Source organism: Mediterraneibacter butyricigenes, assembly GCF_003574295.1.
GTDB lineage: Bacteria > Bacillota > Clostridia > Lachnospirales > Lachnospiraceae > Mediterraneibacter_A > Mediterraneibacter_A butyricigenes.
The window spans coordinates 1,703,561-1,724,833 of record NZ_BHGK01000001.1 but is presented as its reverse complement, the minus strand read 5'-3'; the positions used below and the strand labels follow the sequence as shown (position 1 = coordinate 1,724,833).

General features: G+C 47.6%; 16 protein-coding genes and 3 pseudogenes. 6 read left to right on the top strand and 13 right to left on the bottom strand.

The features are described from left to right. Positions 1-4 precede the first annotated feature (4 nt). Positions 5-628: a hypothetical protein gene (locus KGMB01110_RS08605; RefSeq protein WP_119298027.1), complete on the bottom strand. Its 624-nt coding sequence runs from the start codon at positions 626-628 to the stop codon at positions 5-7. Between the two features lie 230 nt (positions 629-858). Beyond that, entirely contained in the window at positions 859-1,155 is a 297-nt protein-coding gene (locus KGMB01110_RS08600; RefSeq protein ID WP_243112861.1) for a pyridoxal-phosphate dependent enzyme, read from the bottom strand. A 15-nt stretch (positions 1,156-1,170) separates the two neighbouring features. Between KGMB01110_RS08600 and KGMB01110_RS08595 the strand changes: the two are divergent. After that, positions 1,171-1,875, top strand: a pseudogene (locus KGMB01110_RS08595) (ISNCY family transposase); the annotation flags it as partial. A gap of 253 nt (positions 1,876-2,128) precedes the next feature. Here the strand turns inward: KGMB01110_RS08595 and KGMB01110_RS08590 are convergent. Then, complete coding sequence (locus KGMB01110_RS08590) at positions 2,129-2,725, bottom strand: 50S ribosomal protein L25 (RefSeq protein ID WP_119298025.1); 597 nt, start codon at positions 2,723-2,725, stop codon at positions 2,129-2,131. 244 nt (positions 2,726-2,969) lie between these two features. After that, the gene (locus KGMB01110_RS08585) at positions 2,970-3,794 is read right to left on the bottom strand and encodes a Cof-type HAD-IIB family hydrolase (protein ID WP_243112733.1); all 825 of its coding nucleotides are present in this window, start codon (positions 3,792-3,794) and stop codon (positions 2,970-2,972) included. 391 nt (positions 3,795-4,185) lie between these two features. On the opposite strand from KGMB01110_RS08585, the gene KGMB01110_RS08580 reads away from it, so the two are divergent. Next, complete coding sequence (locus KGMB01110_RS08580) at positions 4,186-4,554, top strand: desulfoferrodoxin family protein (protein ID WP_119298024.1); 369 nt, start codon at positions 4,186-4,188, stop codon at positions 4,552-4,554. Here the strand turns inward: KGMB01110_RS08580 and KGMB01110_RS08575 are convergent. Beyond that, positions 4,528-5,280 (bottom strand): Crp/Fnr family transcriptional regulator, encoded by a 753-nt coding sequence (locus tag KGMB01110_RS08575; RefSeq protein ID WP_119298023.1) that lies wholly within the window; start codon positions 5,278-5,280, stop codon positions 4,528-4,530. The genes KGMB01110_RS08580 and KGMB01110_RS08575 overlap by 27 nt on opposite strands. Positions 5,281-5,843: 563 nt before the next feature. On the opposite strand from KGMB01110_RS08575, the gene KGMB01110_RS08565 reads away from it, so the two are divergent. Together KGMB01110_RS08565 and KGMB01110_RS08545 are read left to right on the top strand one after the other, a co-directional pair. Next, positions 5,844-6,104: a hypothetical protein gene (locus tag KGMB01110_RS08565; RefSeq protein ID WP_119298021.1), complete on the top strand. Its 261-nt coding sequence runs from the start codon at positions 5,844-5,846 to the stop codon at positions 6,102-6,104. Positions 6,105-6,722: 618 nt separating this feature from the next. Beyond that, a pseudogene (locus tag KGMB01110_RS08545) lies at positions 6,723-7,052 on the top strand (ParA family protein); the annotation flags it as partial. On the opposite strand, the pseudogene KGMB01110_RS08540 reads toward KGMB01110_RS08545, so the two are convergent. From KGMB01110_RS08540 to KGMB01110_RS08520, 5 genes and pseudogenes are all read right to left on the bottom strand, one after another. Continuing rightward, positions 7,051-7,311 (bottom strand): annotated as a pseudogene (locus KGMB01110_RS08540) (type II toxin-antitoxin system YafQ family toxin); the annotation flags it as partial. The pseudogenes KGMB01110_RS08545 and KGMB01110_RS08540 overlap by 2 nt on opposite strands. Next, positions 7,295-7,567 carry a type II toxin-antitoxin system RelB/DinJ family antitoxin gene (locus KGMB01110_RS08535; RefSeq protein WP_119299131.1) on the bottom strand — a complete coding sequence of 91 codons (273 nt, stop codon included), beginning with the start codon at positions 7,565-7,567 and terminating at the stop codon, positions 7,295-7,297. The gene KGMB01110_RS08535 and the pseudogene KGMB01110_RS08540, both read right to left, overlap by 17 nt. 262 nt (positions 7,568-7,829) lie before the next feature. Continuing rightward, positions 7,830-13,760: a Spy0128 family protein gene (locus tag KGMB01110_RS08530; RefSeq protein ID WP_119298020.1), complete on the bottom strand. Its 5,931-nt coding sequence runs from the start codon at positions 13,758-13,760 to the stop codon at positions 7,830-7,832. Positions 13,761-13,953: 193 nt separating this feature from the next. Next, complete coding sequence (locus tag KGMB01110_RS08525; protein ID WP_136626684.1) at positions 13,954-14,253, bottom strand: hypothetical protein; 300 nt, start codon at positions 14,251-14,253, stop codon at positions 13,954-13,956. Between the two features lie 243 nt (positions 14,254-14,496). Next, positions 14,497-15,543, bottom strand: coding sequence for an XdhC family protein (locus KGMB01110_RS08520; RefSeq protein WP_119298018.1), 1,047 nt, complete (start codon positions 15,541-15,543; stop codon positions 14,497-14,499). A 258-nt stretch (positions 15,544-15,801) separates the two neighbouring features. Here KGMB01110_RS08520 and KGMB01110_RS08515 point away from each other — a divergent pair, with 258 nt between their 5' ends. Together KGMB01110_RS08515 and KGMB01110_RS08510 are read left to right on the top strand one after the other, a co-directional pair. After that, positions 15,802-16,233: a MarR family winged helix-turn-helix transcriptional regulator gene (locus KGMB01110_RS08515; RefSeq protein WP_119298017.1), complete on the top strand. Its 432-nt coding sequence runs from the start codon at positions 15,802-15,804 to the stop codon at positions 16,231-16,233. Beyond that, positions 16,230-17,006, top strand: a complete 777-nt coding sequence (locus KGMB01110_RS08510; RefSeq protein WP_243112732.1) for a sulfite exporter TauE/SafE family protein — start codon at positions 16,230-16,232, stop codon at positions 17,004-17,006. The genes KGMB01110_RS08515 and KGMB01110_RS08510 overlap by 4 nt, the downstream gene beginning before the upstream one ends. A gap of 5 nt (positions 17,007-17,011) precedes the next feature. Here the strand turns inward: KGMB01110_RS08510 and KGMB01110_RS08505 are convergent, their stop codons facing one another. The 3 genes from KGMB01110_RS08505 to KGMB01110_RS08495 form a co-directional block, all read right to left on the bottom strand. Then, positions 17,012-19,066: an ATP-binding protein gene (locus KGMB01110_RS08505; protein ID WP_119298016.1), complete on the bottom strand. Its 2,055-nt coding sequence runs from the start codon at positions 19,064-19,066 to the stop codon at positions 17,012-17,014. 113 nt (positions 19,067-19,179) lie between these two features. Then, positions 19,180-19,533, bottom strand: a complete 354-nt coding sequence (locus tag KGMB01110_RS08500; RefSeq protein ID WP_119298015.1) for a WYL domain-containing protein — start codon at positions 19,531-19,533, stop codon at positions 19,180-19,182. Positions 19,534-19,689: 156 nt separating this feature from the next. Then, the gene (locus tag KGMB01110_RS08495) at positions 19,690-21,273 is read right to left on the bottom strand and encodes a sensor histidine kinase (protein WP_170141706.1); all 1,584 of its coding nucleotides are present in this window, start codon (positions 21,271-21,273) and stop codon (positions 19,690-19,692) included.

Sequence of the window (21,273 nt, the reverse complement as noted above, 5' to 3'; positions counted from 1 at the left end):
ACCTCTACTCCTTTACCTGCATACTGTATACCGAACTCTCCAGATCTGCCACTGCGGTCTTATCGTCCACGGACAAGACTGCCGTTGCCGTATATCCTGCTCCTTCTCCGTATACACCATAGTGAACCGTATATTTGTCCGGATTGTCTGCGCCGGTATAATGGACGCATCCTCGATACATTGTCTTGCCATTCTCGGCATAGGTTTCGAAGCTTACCACATCAAACGCCAGATCCGCCATTCCACCGTTGACCATCTTTCGATAGGCTTCCTCGTCCGTCGGTACCATAGTCGCTTCAATTCCGTCACCGGTCGCATAGACTACATTGATCACCGCGGTATCACTTTTCAGCGTCTTCATATTATCTGTATCGGCGGTACAGGTCCATCCCTCTCCTGCCAGTGTCATCGTAATCTTTCCGTCTGAGGAAGTAAAGCTTCCGTCCTCTCCTATTTCCGGAAGAGAAGCTGACGAATCCGTTGTTTTCGGTGTTTCTTCTGTATTCGACTTCTTTGCATCACTTTCCGTTTTCTTTGCTTCTTCTTTCTTTCCACATCCAATTACTGAAATGGCTGCTGCCATCGTTGCAAGAAATAAAATCATTGCTTTTTTCGTTCTTTTCTTCATTCTTTCGTTTTATCCTTTCTGTGGTACTGTTTTGAATTTTTATGATAATCTCTTTGAGCGATAGGATCAGCTCTCATTTTCTCCGCGATTTGCGGAAACCCTTCTTTTTATAGTATCTGTCTCACCACAGAATGTCAACCTGGGGAAAATGTCTTTCTCCGAATCTCCACATTCTTTCAGAATCTCCACCGTATGTTCCCCTCATTTTGGCGCCGGTCCGCAGATTTCTCCTATTCCCATTCAAACTCACAGTTGTCAAGGATTGCGATTGCACCTGCAGAGATTCCGACGGCCGCCACAAAAATATCTGCTTTTCCATCCAGATCTCTCCAGATTTCCGGACCCGTAGTTTTAATATGCATCGCCGGGTTGTTCGGATTAAATCCCTGTCCTACCAGAAATGCTCCCGGAAGCGTCTCAGCGAGTTCCTCTGCTTTTTTGTTTGACCCCACCATATAGTCTTTTGCCGGTGTCAGAACGACTTCTGCTCCATACCCTTTCAGAAGATCGATTCTTTCTTTTGACATATTTCCCGGCATACAGATGATTCCTACGATCCTTACAAAGCAGCCTATGGTTCCATGCCAACTCACGCTGCATCCAATCAGGCGATACAGCAGATGTACATCAACGGTCACTTCTGTTATGCCTATAAATTCGGTCTCGTCACAAATGGACCTGGCATTGTCCGCGACATATCTTTCTACAATAAGGATTTCCTAAATGCACATCCTGACATTGTTGTAGAAAAGAAATCGGATTCTCCGGATGAGGATAAATCTCTTGCAGACTCAAAAGCGCTGCTTCCTGTTTTAATTGATTTTTTCAAAAAACATCCTTTGATAGAGCCGAAGACTTTTCTTGGTGATGCCGCCTTTGATACGATTGAAATCTATAAAACTCTTTTCGAAGACATTGGATTTCGTAAAGCTTTTATTCCTCTCCGTGTAAAACTATCCATGGAAGGAACGGACTACACAGTTAATGAACATGGTATTCCCTGCTGTCCACATGATCCAACGTTTCCTATGAAACGAGAAGGCAGTAAATCTCATTTAAGAAGCAAACTTCCTACCATGAAATTTGTATACCCCAAAATGAAATGGATGCGTGATAAGCAGACTGGAAAAACTTATCGTAAATGCCACTGTGATAATCCATGCACCACTTCTTCCTGCGGACGAATGATTTATATGGTTGCAGTCTATCCTGATTATCTCAGAAGGATTGCGGAAGGGACATCCACAGCCCCGGCACTTCCTGAGAGCAAGTTCTAAACGCCGCTCGAAGGTTAGTGCTCCGTTGGGCGAGGACTAAGCGTGAGCGCTCCCGGAAGCAACCTTCTTAGATAATCGAAAACTCAACTTTTCCATTACAATCTTTTGAAGGAAAATTCAAAAACAGCGCTGAGATTTTCAATCCCAACGCTGTACCTGTTTCTATCTATTTTATCCGTCTCCGGTTTTTCAATAAATCGCAAATCCAGGAGTTTTCTTTTTCCTACTCAGCCGGTGTCTCTTCTGCGTCTGCTTCCTCATCGTCGGCTTCCTTCGCCAGATGAGCTTCTGTAATCATTACAACGACCTCTTCCGGATCTGTTACCAATACTACGCCCGGCTTCTTTGCGATATCAAGATCTTTTACTTTTACTTCATCGCCTACACGCATCTCAGAAACATCAATCTCAATTTTATCTACCAATGCTTCCGGTGTTGCTTTATATGAAATCTCCTGCAGTTTTTCCTCGATGATTCCCTCTACTACTTTTTCATGGTGAAGCAAAACAACTTCTGCTACGGAATGAACCTTCTCACCTTTAACCAGTGCCTGGAAATCCATCGCATCAATGGAACCCTTCAGCGGATTGAAATCCAATTCTTTAATCAGGACATCGTACTGCTGACCTTCTACATCCAGCATAATCTGGCTTCCTTTTGTCTTATCCTTCAGGATCTGAGCCACATCACTCTTGGTCATCATAACCGGTACGGACTCTTCCAGATGTCTGCCATACAGGATTCCTACTACATAACCTTCTCTTCTTAATACCTTTGCTTTCTTGTTTAAATCTCTTTTCTGTGCAATTAAAGTATCCATTTAACTCTTCCTCCAATCACGGCGAAGCGAACCTCTTTCGTCTCGTCAACTTCTTCCGGTCTCTTGGGGCTGGTTTCTTGGAAACAAGAATGATGATGTTTTCAAAAACTAGTCTTAAGAAACTGTGTTCTTTTTTTGTTACAACTGTGTTATAACACTCTAGTTCAAAAGATGCAAGGGTAAAATTGTGTTTTTTGTGTGAACGCCCTGTACTGCATTTATCCCTGCATTTGCGTTCTGATATTTATTCCGCTAAAAGATACTTATAAATTGCTTCTGCACATCCGTCATGCTCACAGTCTACCACCTGTACATCCGCCAGCCGCTTTATGCCGCCCTTTGCATTTCCCATGGCAACGGCAAGTCCCGCAACTTTCAGCGCACCGATGTCATTGTCCGAATCTCCCACAACGATCACATCCTCCATGGAAAGTCCCAGATGTTCCGACAGTTTCTGAAGTCCGACTCCTTTATCCACGCCACATGCCGTGATTTCCAGCGAAGTAAATTCCGCATAAGCCATCTCTACCGGAAGTCCCGCCATCATGATCTTTCGCTTTGTAACCTCCCGTGACTCTACCGTCCTGTGATATATATTGAATTTTTCCACCGGAAATGGATTCTTCCGGTACTCTGCTTCAAAATCTTCCAACTTTGTAGCCGCATAGGAATAAATCGGTTTAAAATGAGCGATCTGAAACTGCTCCATAATCTCATAATGCGCCCGTTTTACATAAGATTTCTCCGAAAGAATCTGCGGCATGGCATCTTCTTCTCTCGCAAATTCGAACAACTGACAGATCAGTTCCGGCTCCATCGCCTGCTGATAGATTGCCTGTTTTTTCTGCAAATCGTACACCAATGCCCCACTGACACTGTTCACAAACCGAAGGCCCGGTATGATATCCAGATAGCGTACCAGTTCCGAAAGACATCTTCCGGTATTCAGTACTACGTATTTTCCCTGCTGAACTGCTTCTTCAATCGCTTTCATATTTCCCGGGGTAATTTCCTTTTTTTCATTCAGCAACGTGCCATCCATATCCAGCGCAATCATCTGATACATCATATTTTCCTCGCATTTCGTATTTCTGTTTTCCGTCTTTATTTTCTCTGTGATTCTCTTTCTTCAAAAACTTTTCAGCTTCCAGTTTACTCGTATTTAAACATTATACTGACTTCTGGGAACAGTTTCCAGAGAAAAAAATGATAAATTTCTGAAAAATTTTTCCGTTTTCGTAACATTTGTTACGGAATTCCAATCGCAATTCCGATATGATAAAGACACAAAACAAGTAACACAGAAATAAAACAAGCAAAGAATCAAAGCACATTACATCAAAAACAGTAACTTGTAAACTTAAAAATTACATTTTTAATATTCATGAAAACGATTTCAGGTACAACGCTTAAGATTTGAATGTAGAACTGGATTTTTGAAATGAAAGGAGATTTTGATTATGAGTAAATTTTTTAAAGACGCAGAAAGCAAAAACATTTTCTATTCTTTCGTAAGTTTGGACGCAATTCCGGACGCACCGGTTTTAAAAGAACTGAACGCTAACCACACTGATGGAGCCTTTGAAAAACATGTTCCGGTGATCGAGATCAATGGCAATCAGGTACATGTTTCTGTCGGCAGTGTTGCACACCCGATGTTAGAAGAACATTACATCACTGCTATTTATCTGGAGACAAAACGAGGCGGCCAGATCCGTCATCTGCAGCCGGGAGAAGCACCGGAGGCTACTTTCCTTTTGGCAGAGGGAGACGAAGTGGTCGCCGCTTATGAATATTGTAATTTACATGGACTTTGGAGCGCCAAGTAGTTCCGAAAGCCCCTCAATATCAACGATTTGAATCTGATTTCTTGCAGGAAAAGCTATAAGTCCCTCTTCCTGCATCTGCATCAGAATTCTGGAAAGGGAAGGTCTGGTCGTATTTAAGTATGCTGCCAGTTCTTCCCTGTTTTGTCGTAATCGGATGATACGTCCGGATTCCGGCTTTCCCAATCCATTCTTTTCCCGATTCCTGCCGGTATTGTTCGTCCTCTCCGACGAATCTTCCGCCTCTTCCAGCAGATACGCCGCCACTCTCTGTGACAGATTTCCGATAGTCAGAAGCTCGATCTGCCGTTCGTTTTCTCTTGCCCGTTCCGCAAAAACCTGTAACATATTTTTTATGACCTGGGCATGATGCACGCAGTTTTTCTCGCAGCGTCCGCCGAAGAAATAGCGATCCACAGCCAACACCTGCACCTGCGTTTTCGCCTTTGCATAACAGGAATGTGCCTGCTCTCCCAGAAAAACTTCGATCGCACCAAATGCGTCTCCCTCTTTCACCTGTTCTGTCCGAAGGAGCCTCCCCGACTGATGCGCTCTGCCCAGTTCTACCTTGCCTTCCAACACAAAATATAACCGCTTCGGTTCATCTTCCTGCCGATAAATATATTCATCCTTTTGAAAATTTACCAGAATTGATCTGGCGCAATGCAGACTTTTTTCCAGTTCCTCGTCCGATAGATTCCGAAAAACCGACAACTTTTTTACATTCATATAACGTATACACTCCTGGCTGCGGATATTTCCACAGATTCTTCTCCTCACGGTGCCGTGCCATTTTCTGTGCAATCAATTCCGGTACAAAGATCAACGTCAGCGGAATGTAGAAAAAATTTGCGGCATTTTCGTTCAACAGCAGCATTTGCATCCTTTTTGGGGGTGTCAGGGGCAAAAAGGTACAGAAAACCCACTATACCTATTCCTGTACCGTGGTTTTTGCAGCGCAGATGCCGTGCCGCAGCCGCCGGGCGGTGTTTACGCCGTAAGGCGAGAATTGTGCGGCGTTGCCCTTATGATCAAGCCCATTTCATTTGGACTTACTGCTGTTATTATAATGCAAAACCACTGCAAAAACAAGCAGCCAACGGGAAAATCCCGCGTGATTTCGCGCCATATCAAAAAATTTCACAATTTGCAGCCTTGCGCCGAGCCTGCAAAAACGCACGGACAAACGCCGCCTGCCCCGCAAAACCTGTTGCCAAAGCGGGGGCTTCGTGGTATCATAAAGGCAAATTCGGCCGACTGTGCGCTGCGCAAAAAGCGGGGAGGGTTCTTCTGTGTCTAAGCTACAACGTATTCTGTTTTTGATTTTCTTCGCGGTCTTTGTGTTCAGTGCCGCCGTCATTGCGCGGTATGCGGCAAACTCTTACGCGCAAAAGCGCAGTTACCGACATTTGGTCGAGCTGGCCGAGCAGTCTGCCGAAAACGAGGCCGCCCAACCTGTGCAGCCTTCCGCGGAAAACGCCCCCACGCAGGAACCGACCATGCTTGCACGGTATGAGGCGCTCTACCGCGAAAACGACGATCTTGTCGGCTGAATCAAAATTGACGGTACGAACATCAACTATCCTGTCGTGCAGTCCAAAGACGCGCCGAATTTTTACCTTAAGCACGATTTTGAAAAAAAAAGTACGGTCTCAAAGCAGCTCGTCGCGCTCCGCAGTTCAGCAAGAGATAATCTGCTGTTCAAACCGTATCAAAATGGTTCAAAAACCCCGGAAAATCAAGGTTTTCCGGGGTTTTACTGTATCTAAACGGGCTGATATGGTTTGACCAAATTTGACAAAATAAGAGCCGTTTTCACCCGATTTTTAGTGGTCCGCAAGTGGTTGACCGGCCAAAAAGAGGGCAAAAAGAGGGCCAAGTGGTGCCCAAAGTGGTTAACCGAGAGCCGATTTTGGGGGTGTTTTTGGGGGGACTTTTCAGCCCTGCTTCCCCTCGTTTTGGTCTGTGGCAGTTTGGCATAGTTTGACCTAATTTGAATAATTGAATATGAATTTGATGTAGCACTCAGTATAAAATGACTGGGTGCTTTTTTCATTTCAGGAATTTGTATTCCGGCGATAGAAAGAGCCGTCACTTCACTTTTTATTTTGGAGTGGCGGCTTTTTCTATTTCCAGAAGCAACAGCAACAATCAGAAATGAGGTGAAGTCAATGAACACGCAAATCATCGCCATCGCCAACCAGAAGGGCGGCGTTGGCAAAACCACCACCTGTGCCAATCTTGGAATCGGTTTGGCACAGGCCGGAAAGAAAGTCCTGCTGATCGACGGAGACCCACAAGGAAGTCTGACGATCAGCCTGGGCAATCCCCAGCCGGACAAGCTGCCCTTTACGCTGTCGGACGCTATGGGGCGTATCCTGATGGACGAGCCACTTCGTCCCGGCGAGGGTATCCTGCACCACCCAGAGGGTGTAGATCTGATGCCTGCGGACATCCAGCTATCTGGTATGGAAGTATCCCTGGTAAATGCCATGAGCCGTGTGTTCCTGTTCGAGTCAGAAACAATATCAATTCTTTGCCGTCAATTTGATAAATCAATAACCAATCCGGTGCGATATGACATTCACGAAATCCCACCCAATTGCCGCTTAATGAATGATCATGATAGCTCTCATCCAATTTTTCTCCGGAAGCTAAACATTCGATTACCGCTTCCATCAGCCTGGTGTCATAGCCACGCTTCTTGATTCGTTTGTAATCTTTCTTAAAAGCGGTCTGGTACTTAATCGTCAGCGTCAAGATCCTCCATTAAAGCGGAAACAGAAGTGAATCCCTTGCTCAATCCTACTCCGTCTCTTGTGTCTTTCATGGCTTGAATTGTTTCTGCATTCGGAGTATCCATTGTAACCTTGAACGGAATACCCTGCGCTCGAACAGCCTGCTTTGCAGTCATTACAAAGAAAGTAGACATATCCAAGCCCAGCTTATCCAACAGCTCCCTTAGTTCCCTTTTCAGTGTTGAATCTATTCGGAATGTAGCACTTGTCATTGACATAATTATCAGCTCCTTTTCAAACTCATGCAAAACTATTATATCCGTTTTCATCTATAATACACTCCAGAAGTTGATTGTTGTCAATACATTGTATTACTAATAGTCAACTAATTAAATCAATGCAATGCATCCTAGTACATTTCGTCACGTTTTGTGCAACGCTTCAATTCGCGCCGAATGCACAAAAAAGCAGACCCCCTGCGCACACCGCTGTTGCATACGGTATGGCAGGGGGTCTGTTATTTAGGAAACTATGCGGGAATTACTTTTTGCTGCTTTTTTTGCCTTTAACCAGCAGGTAAGCCGCGCCGACTCCGCTGATGATCAAAATGATAATCAGCGGAATCAGGGGGAAGCTGTCCGACGTCTGCGGAATATGCGTTACCGGGGCAGGCGTTGCCGTGGCAGCGGGTGTCGGGGCAGCGGTAGGCGCAGGCGTGGGGGTAGCCGTGGGCGTGGGGGTCGGCGTTGCGGAGGGTTCAGGTGTCGGGGTGGGCTTCGGCGTGTAGGTATTCGTAAAGGTCATGTTTTCAGGCGCTTTTACGGTTGCCTGCATCTTGCCGGTGCCGTTATCCTGCACATCTACCGCAAAGGTGTACGTGCTCTCGTCGTAGGTTACACCCTCGGCGTTGCCCTTAACCTCCGATACCGTGTAGGTGTAGGTGGTGGGGTCGGCGTCGCTGTGGTCGGGGTCAAGATCCTGATAGGTCAGCACAAAGGTCACTTTGCCGTCGGCATCGTTGGTGGCGGTCATGTTATCGTGTGCTGTGTCCTGCGGGCAGGACAGCTTAAAGGTAAACTCGCCCGCGTTCAGGGGGCGACCCGTCAGGTTCTTTTGCAGGGTAATGGTTACTGCGTCGGAATCCGCTGCGGCATAGCTGTTGTGGAAAGTCGGCTTTTCGCCATCTGCCAGCGGGGTTTTCCCGTCGGCCTTGTAATAGGTGGTGCTCGCGATGGTCAGGTTGCCGTCACTGTTCTCGTCCTGCAATTTTACGCACACAGTATAAACTGTGGGGTCATAGGTAATGCCGCCGTTGGCATCGACAGGCTTAACCTCGCTGATGGTATACCAATGCGTCAGCAGGGCTTGCATCTCTTCGGTCGGCGCGACTTCCGCATCGATGCTGTCATCGGAAGTCGGCGCAAACATAGCGGGCTGCTCGGTCACAGTGGGCTGCTCGGTCACAGTGGGCTGCTCGGTCTCGGCGGGCTGCTCGGTCTCGGCGGGCTGCTCGGTCTCGGCGGGCTGCTCGGTCTCAGCGGGCTGCTCGTTCTCAGCGGGCTGCTCGGTCACAGTGGGCTGCTCGGTCTCAGCGGGCTGCTCGGTCTCGGCGGGCTGCTCGGTCACAGTGGGCTGCTCGGTCTCGGCGGGCTGCTCAGTCTCAACAGGCAGCTCGGCAAACAGTGCGGCATAGGTTGTCATGGTTTGGTTGAAACCAATGGGGGAGAATTTAACCGTGCCGTCTGCCTTGTTCGTGCCGGTGGAAACTTCCACGCCGTTCTCATCGGTCACAATGAAGTGGAACTCGCCCTCCTTCAGAGCGCGGCCGGTTAATTCCTTGGTGGCATCGGGGGTAAACGTGACGTCATCGCCCGCCGTTGCCGTGTAGGTGTTTACAAACTGTGCACCGCCAACGGTTTTGCCGTCCAGCTTATAAACGGGGGTGGTTGCCACAAGTTGGCCTTCGCCGTTATCTTTGACTTCGAAGGTGACCTCGTATTCACGGGTATCGTACTTGATGCCGCCGAGGTTGCCTTGCACCTCACGGATGACATAGGTCTTTTCGCCTACGGCTTTCTCGAAGTTCAGGTTAAACGTAACGTTGCCGTTTGCGTCGTTCTGGGCGGTATCAGAAACCGTGCCGTTTGTCTTATCGAGCAATTCAAACGAGAATTCGTTCTCGTTCAGTGTGCGTGTGCCGACTTGGACATCCAGTATCTTGGTGGCGTGCAAAGTTACCGCAACACTTTTGGCGGAATAGGTGTTGACAAATTTTGCGACGTTGTTTTCTTCGTGTGTATCAAAGTAACCGTTCTCGCCGTTGCTCTTATAATAACGGGTTTCTCCGCTTAATTGGCCGTTGCCGTCGTCCGTGACATTAACCACGACCTTATAATCGGTGGTGTCGTAGGTGACGCCCGGAATCGAGCCGCTATCCTCAGAGATGTGGTAAATATACTCACCTGCGGCGGTGAATACCAACTGTTGATCACTGCCGATGGCGGCGGTTGTATTCGAGCGGTCGACAGAAGCGGTGGGGTAGTCCGGCATGGGGGCAGTGCCCTCACGTGTCAGGGTGAAACCGAAGGTATCCGTATCGTTCCAATCGCGGCCATCCAGCACTTTTTCGACATGGAACAGGTCTTTGGCTTCAACCTTGAGCGGTTCTGCTTTGTAGGTGTTTACAAACTTGGCTTTTTCGTTTTCGGCATTGCTGTAAACAACCGTGGCTTCCAGCTGATTGCTTTCGGCATTCAGCGCAACCTTGACGGTGGCGGTGACATCCGCGGCTTTGGTCATACCACTGGCGGCGGTATCCTCCTCGCTGATGGTGTAGGTGTAAGTACCCACCTTTGTGTAGGTGATTGTACCGAAATCGGGGGCTGGTTTGTCTTGGGTTGCTGTTGCGGTTGCGCCGTTGCCAGTGGGCATCGGGGTACCGTCTTGCGCCGTAAGGGTAAAGGTGAATTCTTCGCCATCCTTCCAGTTACGGCCGGAAATGCTCTTGCTTACACCCAGCGTGGCCGTGGCTTCACCTGTAAAGGTGTTGGTGAAGGTTACATTTTGGGCGGTTACTGCGTCCCACTGATTGCCATTCCACTTATAGTAGGTGGTCGTGACGGTCAGGGGCTCCGCTTCCGTACCCTCGGCAGAAACCACGGCTTTAATCAGATACTTTTCTTCGCTGTAAGTAATATTAGCCTTCTTATTATCCTGCTCTTCGGTAAGCTGGTAATAGTAGGTCTTACCGTGGTCTTTATCCAGCGTGTAGGTAATATCACCAAAGGTAATCTCACCAACCGCATTGTTGATGGTGCTTACCGCGCCGTTTGCGTTGCCAGGCATGGGGATGTTGGCGTTGCCGGTCAGCTGTGTGTTGTTTTCGTCTACCGTTGCAGGTTCGAGTTTGAAGTGGAACTGACCGTTGGTCAAATCCATCAAATTGTCTTGCGCATCCTTGTAGACTTTCGTAGCCTGAATAATGAGCGTCTCGGTGTCATCCTTAAAGGTGTTGGTAAACGTGACATTCTGCGCATCTGTGGTTGTGTCATCACCGGATATATGCTGAATATGAGCGGATTCCATATTCAGCTGGCCGCTGCCGTCGTCCGTGATGGTAACCGTCACACGGTAGAAGGAGCTGTCATACGAAACACCTGCAATCTTATCCTTGTCGTCGACGGGGACAACTTCGGTGATGTCGTACACATATTTGCCAGGTTTGGTGAAGGTAACATTTCCGAAGTCAAAGCGAACACCTTCACCGGCGGCGCCATTGGATCCCGTCACTTCGCGCTCAATATAGCCAGCCCCGCCAGGCAGCGGTGCGCCATTGGTGGCCTCCAGCCGGAAGGTAAAGCGATCGTCTGTCTTCCAAGGGCGGCCCTGCAAAATCTTTTCGCCATCGAACGGGTAATTGGTTTCCTTCGGGTCTGCCACAAACGGAGCGGGCTCATAGGTGTTTGTCACCGTAACTGCCTGGGCTGTACCTGCCGTGACTGTGCCCGTGCCGTTCTCAATCTTTTGGGTATAGCCGGCAGGCGGATTGTCTTCCGTGATGGTATAGGTGCTGCCCGCGGGCAGACCCACAATCTCGGCAGTCTGGCCGTCTTTCAGCTTGAAAGTATCGCCGCTCTTGATGGTATTAGTTCCCTCAGTGCCGGTAACGGTATACTGGTACACGGCATCGTCGTCCGAGGTCCCGCCCGTCAACGTAAACCTCATCGTAAATTCGGTGTTGGGGTTCGGGTTCAGACCGTCGGCGGATTCAACTTTCTTGGTAACCTTCAGGCCGCCCTTGGCGTTCATGGTCAGCTTACCGTTGTTGCCAAGGTACAGCACACCCTTGTTTGCGCCAAGATCCCACTGGAAGTCAATGCGGCGATCCGCGGTGCCGGTTATATTTGGTTCCTTATTGCCCAGCTGGTTATCAATGGCGGAGGGCAAGCTGCCTTTTTTGATGCCCTTCTTGATGTAGCACTTGCCATCTTCTGTAATAATGCACTCTTTGATTTCCTCCTGAGTTGCAATGCTAACGGGCACATAGTCGGTCTCGGAACGCGTTTCAGTATGATCAGGGGAAAGAAGCTTCAAGTAGTTCAGCTTATAGTAATAGGTCTTGTTCGGCTCTACCACTGTGGCCGGCGTATACGTAGCATTTTCGCCTTCACCTGTTTTGGTGTACAGCAGGGTATTCTCGGTGTGATAGTAGTAGCTGTTGCTTATTGCCGGGGTAAAGGTGGCAGTGGTCAGACCGATGGTTGTGCCGTCTGCCGTTGTTTTGCTGCCGTCAAATTTGTTGGAGTAGAAGTCGATTTTGCCGTCTTTGGCCTTATCCGCAACGTAGGCGGCAAGGTTGGGGTCGGTAAAGCTGCCGGACTCAATCTGGTCGCGCGCTTCCGTTTTAAGGCCGACAGAGTAGATGACACTGATGGGCTGGACGTCGTTGACTTCCAGCTTGGGGGTGTTATCGGTGTTTGTAATCTTATAATACCGCAGGGGCAGCATACTGGCAGGAATCTTAACCTGCACACGGTCGCCGTTACCGTCGCTGCCGTGGGTGACGGTGATAATGATTTGGCTTAAATGGCCTGTATCGGGGTAGGCGCCGCTGACCGTGTCGTCATGCTTGCCCGTAAAGGTATAGGTATCTACATTGCCGGAAGTGATTTTTGTCGGTTGCTTAAAGACATGTTTGGCAAAGGCAACAGCCTCAAAACCTTTGACTTCCATATAATCGCCCAGGGTATCATCGAAAGTCACATAACCGTCTTGCTGGGGGTTACCCGTAACATCCGTGGGGCCTGCCGATGGGGTAGATACGGATGTAAAGATGTCCGCAAAGACATTGTTCAACTCAGTCGCGTTGGAAGCTGCCAGATAGTAATTTGCGCCGGCGGCCTTAGTGCCGAAGTTCCAGTTGTAGGAACCACCGAAACCGAGCCATCCACTTTCATAAGGATAAGTGGCCTCGGGATAGTTGCTGGAGACTGCCTGCATGAACTTGTTTTCACTTGACGTTCCGCTACTATTGGCAACTGAGGCGTTCGGGTTAGCACCGCTGAAAATACCAACGGTGTAGATCTCGGCACCTGCATCCTTGATTTCTTTCGCCGTTTGGACAGCATCGGAAGCTACCGACGACTCAAACTCACTACCCGAGGTAGGCGTACCATCCGTAAAGAAGATGACGACCTTTTTTGCATTGGTGCGCGCAGATGTCAACGCGGCTTTGGCACGCTTCATGCCATTGTCCGCGCGGGTGGCACCGTTAGGGGTTATGGCATTGACCTTGGATTTGAGTCCACCAGCATTGCTACTGTCGCAGGCAGTAAATTCTTGCACAATCTGCGAGTAGTTATACGTATACCCGCCATCACGGTAAGTACCGTTACCCGTAGCCGTGTTTTCTTTTCCGGAGAATTTCACGATGGAAAGCCGGATTTTTTTATTAGCATCGGTGATTTGCGCGTTCTTTTCCGTAGCCTTGTCAATAAAGTTATTCACCGCAGCGTGCAAAGCATCCATGCGTTTGGTGCTGTCATTGTTTCCCATAGCATCATCCATACTACCGGAGGCATCCAGCACCATGACAATGTCCAGGGGTTGTGTATCGGTGGTGGTGGTAGACGCATAGGAGGACAGTGCCGACAGCGCGACCAGGAAATCGGCGCCTTTGTCTGTGGGCACCTTGATGTCGGCCTGGCCTGTCAGGTCACCGCCGAAGGTGATTTTGTCTTCCTCCACCGTTTTGTCGGCCCAAATACGACCTGTGGTAGAGTTGTTATAGCCCTGCGTATACTCCCACGCGTTAAACGTGTCGGGGTCGCTGATGGCCACAGAGTTGGCTGTTCCCTCAGCACCCCCCTCCCCCGCTGCATACGCGGGGACAGGAACCAGCACCGTGAACAGCAGCGCCAGCATCAACAGGGCGGTTTGCAACCGTACAAATTTACTATGCATAGTTTCCATTCAATTCAATCCTTTCTCTTTTTTTTGCGGGAATATCTACTATAAATAAACAGGGCCAAGCCCTGATAAAGCGTGATACACTGTACAGACCGACGCAACATGTACAATATATAGCGTGATACACTGTACAGAACGATGCAACATGCACAATATATAGAGTAACATACTATAATACCATAAAGGCAAGGCAAAATCAATGTGCATTGTAGTAAAAAATTTGCGACAGGTGTAGTAAAAAATTTGCGACAGGTACAAAGATCAACGTCAGCGGAAGCACTCCAAAAATTGCCAGATTCCAGAAGAAAACAGTTCTTGCATTTTCTTCCCTGACCGTTCCGTAATTTCCTGTTTCCTTCTTTTCCGAATCCTTTTCGTTCTCTAGTACCTGAATCTGTACATCCTGGCTGCTTTCTCTCTTTTGCTGCTCCGTCTCACTTTCCACCATAGACACCCGCACATCCCGTGAACTTGCTTTTCCTTCGATCGGGACCATCAAAACACAAACTCCCAGACTCAGGAGCATGCTCATTCCCAGCAAACATATTATCGTAGAATTTTTTCGTCCGGTTCTCTTCATAAGACCTCACCCTTTTCATCCGGCTGTATTCTTCTTTTTCGTCTTGTCCTGACTTCTTCTTTCTACCATAACATATTTTCATTCTAAAATGTCTGATCTTGCACGAGAGGCACGATTTTGACACGAATGGCAACTCTAATTTTACCTGATTTTTACCCTTTAAGACAGAATTCCGACTCCTGCCGGTTCCATCAGTACTTCCACAATTCCTCCACAGACCATACCGTCTTCCTCCGCGTCGGTCCCTGTCAGATCCGCTTTCACGATCATTGGTTCAACCTGTCCGGTCCGGATCATGACTCTGGCTTTCTGAATCAGTGCCGCCTCCATGCAGCCGCCGCCGATGGTTCCGATACAGGTACCATCCTCTTTCAGAAACATTTTTACACCGACGCCCTGTGGCGCGGATCCTTTTCTGGTAATAATGGTCATCAGAACCCCTTTTTCCTTTCGGTCTTCCGCATCCAGGATTCCCCGGATCATCTCCTTGGAATACCCTCTGGTTCTGCCTTTTTTATTCTTCACCTCGATGATCTCCGCAATAATTGCCACCCCGATTTCCTCCGGTGTCTCCGCACCGATATCCAGTCCGATGGGAGAATGCATGGCATCCAGCTTCTCCGGAGAATATCCTTCTTCCTTCAATGCCTGTTTCAGCATCGCGACTCTCCGACGACTTCCAATCATTCCAAGATAACGATAATGTTTCTTTAGAATCTGCTGCAGACAATCCTTATCATAACGATGTCCTCTCGTCACCACCACAAAATAAGTACTGTCATCTCCTTCGATTGACTCCAGGGCATGACCGAAATTGTCACAGATCACCTGATCCGCCCCCGCTGCCTTCGCTCCATCTGCAAAGGACAGACGATCCTCAATCACCGTCACATCAAACCCCAGCATCTTTCCGATCCGAATCACAGGAATCGACACATGACCGGCTCCACAGATCACCAGTCGGTTCTCTCCGCCAAGGAGATCGCAGAAGACCGGTTCCTCTCCGATCTTTACAACTCCGCTGTCGCAGATTTCAGACCAGTCTGTCTCAAGCCCCGCAAACCAGTCGTCTCCGTCATTTTCCCAGAGAACTTCTCCCCCGGAAACCACCGCCTTTTTTCCCAAATGTTCTGATCTAAGCGCCGAGATCACAAACGATGTTTTCTCCGCTTCCACACTCTCCAGTTTTTCAAATAACTGTCTCATCCATCCGTCCTCCACGATGTTTTTCGTTCTGCTTTTGTCTTGAAATTATACCATTAATCTTCTTCCCTATCAAACATTATACTGTTTTCCCGTCTCTTCCCCGTTCTCTTTCCGGTTCTTTCTGTAAATTTATTCTGTTCTTTTTCATTAAAGTCTTGACTTTCCTTCAGACTAAAAACATGAATCCCTTTAAAGCACTTGACTTTTCGTTTTATTTAGTTCAAAATAGAACTATTCACAAAAAGGAGGCGTTGCCGCATGCAATTCTGGGAACATCAAAAAATTTTTTTTTCCTTTTACAGAACCTGTACTAAAGAGGTCTGTCAGAACTACTCTCTGACCCAGATGGAATTTGATATCCTGATGTTTCTTGCCAACAATCCGCAGTTTGATACAGCCGCAGAAATCGTCCGGATCCGGAAGCTGACCAAGTCCCATGTCTCTGTGGCAGTCAACTCTCTGATCCAGAGAAATTTACTGAAACCATTTCACACAGACAATAACCATAAAACCGTTCATCTCCGGCTTTTACCTGCTGCCCGGGATATCATCCAAAGCGGTCGGCAGGCGCAGGAACAGTTCCGCGATCAGTTATTCCAGGGATTTTCCGAAGAAGAGCTTCAACTCTTCCGCGACATGACAGACCGGATTCTTCACAATGCATCTCAGAAGGAGGACTCACATTTATGACTCTGATTTTTACCATTCTTATCTGCTTTTTTGCCGGCATGGGAGCCGGGCTCGGAACCGGATTTGCCGGTATGAGTGCCGCTGCCGTCATCAGTCCCATGCTGATCACTTTTCTCGGCATGCCTGCCTATGAGGCGGTAGGAATCGCCCTTGCCAGCGATGTCCTTGCCAGTGCCATCAGCGCTTACACCTATGGCAAGAACAAGAATCTGGATATCAAAAACGGACTGGTCATGATGCTCTTCGTTCTTCTGTTTACTTTTATCGGAAGCTTCATCGCTAGCAAAGTTCCCAACAGCACTATGGGTAGCTTCTCAACCATCATGACGCTGCTTCTCGGAATCAAATTCATCGTCAAACCGGTCATGACCACCAAAGAGTCTATGGCAGATGTCAGCCCCAAAAAAAGAATCCTGCAGTCTGTTCTGTGTGGAACAGGTGTAGGATTCATCTGTGGATTTATCGGAGCCGGCGGTGGAATGATGATGCTGCTTCTGCTCACCAGCGTTCTTGGTTACGAATTGAAAACTGCAGTGGGTACCAGCGTCTTTATCATGACGTTCACCGCACTGACCGGAGCCGGAAGTCACTTTATGATCGGTGGCATGCCGGATCTGCTCCCGCTGACCTTATGCATCATCTTTACCCTGCTGTGGGCAAGGATTGCTGCCAAATTTGCCAACAAGGCCAGTGCCATCACATTAAACCGGGCAACCGGTGTCGTTCTTACAATCCTTGGTACTGCCATCTTCCTGGTAAATCTTGTACACTAACATTACTACTTCACCAGATCCGCAATGGTCGCCACCACCAGCTCAATTTTCAATGGCTTGGACAGATGGGCATTCATGCCCGCTTCCAGACTTTTCTTTTCATCTTCTTCAAATGCATTTGCCGTCATGGCAATAATCGGAATCTCTCCCGCATCTTCTCTTTCCAGTGCGCGGATCGCTCTTGTGGCACTCAGACCGTCCATCACCGGCATCATGATATCCATCAGAATTGCATCAAAGGTTGCCGCCGGCAGCTTTTCAAACAATTCAACCGCCTTCTGTCCGTCCTTCACTACCGTTACTTCTGCTCCTGCTTCTTCCAACTGAAGTTTGGCAATCTCCGCATTCAGCTCATTGTCTTCCGCCATCAAAAGATGCAGCCCCTCTACACTGCCTTCTTTCAGCCGCTCCTTTTTCTCGATCAGTTCTTCTTTCGCAGCAATCCGGAATGAAAGCTTGATTCGGAAGGTACTTCCGACTCCTTCCTCACTGGTGACCTCTATGGTTCCGCCCATCCGGTCGATCAATGATTTCACGATAGCCATTCCCAGTCCGGTTCCCCGGTAAATGCTCCTTGCGTCTGTCCGTTCCTGTGCAAATGGTTCAAAAATATGCTCCAGAAATTCCGGTTTCATTCCGATTCCCGTATCAGAAATCTGCCATTCATATCGTACCTGATCCCCTTCTCGTCCAAGAAGCTTAAAGTGGGTCATGATCCGTCCACCCACATGATTATACTTGATCGCATTACTGTAAACATTCACAAAAATCTGCCGCAGATGCAAGGCACTTCCATAGACATATGGATATTTCACTTCGTCGCTGTCTTTCCCATATTCCAGTGTAATTCCAGCCTCTGCCGCTCTCATTTCCACAATCGTCAGCACATCTCTGGACAACTGATTCAAATCCAGAGCCTCATATTCCAGGTTGAATTCCCCATTTTCCAGCTTGCTCATCTGTAAAACATCATTGATCAGAGACTGGAGATGGTCTGCCGATACTCGGATCTTCTCCCGGTTGGCATCCACCAGTTCCCGGTTATCCGCATGCTGCTCATCGATTTTCAGAAGCCCGATGATTCCATTTAACGGGGTACGGATGTCATGAGACATTCGGGACAGGAAACTGGTCTTTGCCACGTTAGCGCGTTCCGCCGCTTCTTTGGCTTTTTTCAGTTCCTGCTGCCGGTTCCGTTCTTCCAATACAAGCTTCGTTACATCCCCGTGATATCCGCCCAGAATCTGTTTCTTACCCTCCATCTTATAAGCCGCGCCACCACATCTCACATAAATAATGCCCTTCTCCGGATGTTCCCAGCGATAAGTATTTTCAGAGACCTTGCCCTCTAACATTTCCTGTACACTTGCTTCCACCGATGGCAGTTCCTCTTCCGGAATCCTTGAATGCCAGAACTCATAGATTTCCTCTTCTGTCAGATTTTTTCCCTCAATCCCCAGTGCTTCCTGCATCATCGGATTTGCAAACATTTTCGGTTTCTGTTTCTCTGCCAGTGTAATGTACCAGGTGCCAAATCCTGCATTTGCTATGATAGAGTTGGTATCTTCCAGTTCTCCTATGGATTTTCGCATCACAATATTTAAAATTCCCATGGCGAGCAAAAAAGAAATCAACAAGATTCCCGCCATTACCGGCACATTACTGTTAGCTGTATTGACCGGATAGGCTACCACCATCTTATAGTCTTTATAGACCTCGGCAACGGTATAGTTCCATTCCCCATCTAATTTCTCCACGCCGGAAACTCTTTCCCCGGATCCTCCTTTGATCGGGACAAAGAAGTCCACCTCCCGGTCAAAAATATAGAGTGTCACGGTCTCTGTAAACGGCATTTTCTCTATAAAATCCGTTATTTCGCTGTTCTCTCCGGCATTCCGGTCGATCACGCCCTCCGACTGATCCAGTACCAGATTGCATGTCATTTTCGCATTTTTTCGATTGCTCTCCACCTGGATCGCCAGACTAAAGATCAGAATCAGTGAAAAAAGAATCGTCACGATCACATTGATCCTTTTCACACTTGTCGCACTATTGTTCATTATTTTCCCCTTCCGTCTGCAAAGAAACTCTCCTGCTAATTATAAAATTCCCTCCTCTCAGTGTCAATTTATAAAGCAGAAAAACCAGCCTTATTCAAGCCGGTTTTTCCTTTTTATTCTCCAGTATGATATTGACTCATCAGACGTTTTACCTCCTGCCGCATCTCTTCCACTACTTCTTCCGGCCCTGTAATCTTCACCTGTTCTCCCAGCGAAAATACCCAGCCAAGAAACTGACGGCTGACATGAACCTTCACATGAACCGTGAACTGCTTCTCATCCTTCGGAATCAGCATCACATCTTTTCCAAACCGGTCAATGATAACGCCTGCCAGGGAATTGTCCGCCAACAAAGTAACTTCCCGTTCTTCCTCCGACATCTGGATTTTCAGCATCTTATCCACCCGGTAATGCATGATCTGCGCCAGCCGGTACAGTTTAAATTTCTGATGCTTTCCTTTTGCCATCCTACCCCCTTATCCCTTCTTGTCCTTTAGTTTCTGAATCTTCGTTTTCCTTACTCTTTTGTTTTTCTGATCTTCTTTTTGCTGAGCCTTCATTTTTCGGAAGATTTATTTTCTCAGAACTCCGTTTTTTTAATATACCGTTTCAAAACGAAACATTTATCGCGTTTGTATGTTTCGTTTTAAAACTTTATTCTCAAAGACCGGGTCTATCCGAAACGAAATGCGTAATGTAAATTTACTGCCTTCCCCTTCTTTACTTTCCAGTTCCATGGTTCCGCCCAGAAGTCCCAGAAGTTCTCCTGCCATAGACACTCCCTGACCGGCACCCGCGTATCTGCTTTCCTCTGTATTTTCAACCTCAGACTTTCTCGAAAAAGAGCCGAAAACCTGTTTTTGCAATGTCTCACTCATTCCGATTCCCGTATCTGCACAGGTCAGCTCAAACTCTGCTTTATTTCCATCACAGGAAATCTCCCTGCATCCTACCGTCACGTTTCCGTTTTCTACATTATATTTTACCGCATTTCCGGCAAGATTCATTAAAATCTGCTGAAAGTAAATGGGACAGCCGATCAGACGGTCATGAAGGATCTCCGGTTCCTTTACCCGATAGGTAATGTTCTTTCCCTCACACTGCATCCGAATCATTTCGTTCAATTTCTCCAGAAGACTCCGAAGAGAAAACGACACTTGTTCCAAATCTGAATTTTCCATACGGTATTTTCTCAGACTCTTCTGCTCCTTTTCATCCTTCTCATCTTCCCTGCTCATATCTGCCGGATTCCGAAAGCATCTGCGCTCAATTCGTCTCGACAGCCAGAATCCGGACCCGAACAGCATCAGATACAGAATCACCAACCCCAGAACAATCCTATAATAAGGAAGCAAGATTTCCCACACAGAAAACAGGACATAGATCTGGTTGTTTTTATAGTTATCTGCCCACATATACCATTGTTTTCCCTGATACACTACTTTTCGCAGTTTTCCGTTTCCATCTCCATGGATTCTTCTGCCGGATTCATACATGTTTTTCCAGTCTTCCGCTTTCTTTTCACACAATTTTAGATTATTTGCAGCAACTGTATTCTCTTCATCTGTAATAACCAGAAGCCCCTGATATGCAAGCATTATATTTTCAAAATTGCTGTCCAATGTCATATCATTGACTCCATCTGTGATCGTCTCCTGCCGAATATAAGCAATCACCACTTCCGAACGATTCTTTCTGGCAACCACCGCCAAATCATAACTTCCGTCTTTTGTTTCGGTTCGCGTCATATAAACCTTTTTCTTGCAACGTATGATCTTTGTTAGCGTGTCGTTTTGCAACGCTTTCCCCCAGTCCAACCTATGATTTTGGTCAGTCTCTTCTCCAGAAACTACCTGTTCCACTACCTGCAGATTCTGATCCAGAATCAGGATTCCGTCAAGCCTCTGCTCCTTTATATACTCCGACATTCTTTCTGTTGTTACATCATCCTCTCCCAGATCTCTTACAAACTCTCTGGTTTTATCCAGAAGACGTACCAGACTTTTTGTTCGGTCATTTGCCTGATAATTTTCATACGTCTCCAACCGCTCCTTCACATAACTGACGGTGTCTTCTCCCGCCGTTTCCGCGTCTCGCATCGACACATTTGTAAAAATCCGGTTCATCAGAAGCAAAAACACCACCAACCCAACTGCCGCAAAAACTCCCCATCTAAACTCTCCGGATTGTCTCTTCTGTTTTTTCAC

Bases quoted from the DNA above. Each gene is read 5' to 3' on its own strand.
- KGMB01110_RS08605 (WP_119298027.1), bottom strand. From the start codon at position 628: ATGAAGAAAAGAACGAAAAAAGCAATGATTTTATTTCTTGCAACGATG.
- KGMB01110_RS08600 (WP_243112861.1), bottom strand. From the start codon at position 1,155: ATGTCAAAAGAAAGAATCGATCTTCTGAAAGGGTATGGAGCAGAAGTC.
- KGMB01110_RS08590 (WP_119298025.1), bottom strand. From the start codon at position 2,725: ATGGATACTTTAATTGCACAGAAAAGAGATTTAAACAAGAAAGCAAAG.
- KGMB01110_RS08585 (WP_243112733.1), bottom strand. From the start codon at position 3,794: ATGATGTATCAGATGATTGCGCTGGATATGGATGGCACGTTGCTGAAT.
- KGMB01110_RS08580 (WP_119298024.1), top strand. From the start codon at position 4,186: ATGAGTAAATTTTTTAAAGACGCAGAAAGCAAAAACATTTTCTATTCT.
- KGMB01110_RS08575 (WP_119298023.1), bottom strand. From the start codon at position 5,280: ATGAATGTAAAAAAGTTGTCGGTTTTTCGGAATCTATCGGACGAGGAA.
- KGMB01110_RS08535 (WP_119299131.1), bottom strand. From the start codon at position 7,567: ATGTCAATGACAAGTGCTACATTCCGAATAGATTCAACACTGAAAAGG.
- KGMB01110_RS08530 (WP_119298020.1), bottom strand. From the start codon at position 13,760: ATGGAAACTATGCATAGTAAATTTGTACGGTTGCAAACCGCCCTGTTG.
- KGMB01110_RS08525 (WP_136626684.1), bottom strand. From the start codon at position 14,253: ATGGTCCCGATCGAAGGAAAAGCAAGTTCACGGGATGTGCGGGTGTCT.
- KGMB01110_RS08520 (WP_119298018.1), bottom strand. From the start codon at position 15,543: ATGAGACAGTTATTTGAAAAACTGGAGAGTGTGGAAGCGGAGAAAACA.
- KGMB01110_RS08515 (WP_119298017.1), top strand. From the start codon at position 15,802: ATGCAATTCTGGGAACATCAAAAAATTTTTTTTTCCTTTTACAGAACC.
- KGMB01110_RS08510 (WP_243112732.1), top strand. From the start codon at position 16,230: ATGACTCTGATTTTTACCATTCTTATCTGCTTTTTTGCCGGCATGGGA.
- KGMB01110_RS08505 (WP_119298016.1), bottom strand. From the start codon at position 19,066: ATGAACAATAGTGCGACAAGTGTGAAAAGGATCAATGTGATCGTGACG.
- KGMB01110_RS08500 (WP_119298015.1), bottom strand. From the start codon at position 19,533: ATGGCAAAAGGAAAGCATCAGAAATTTAAACTGTACCGGCTGGCGCAG.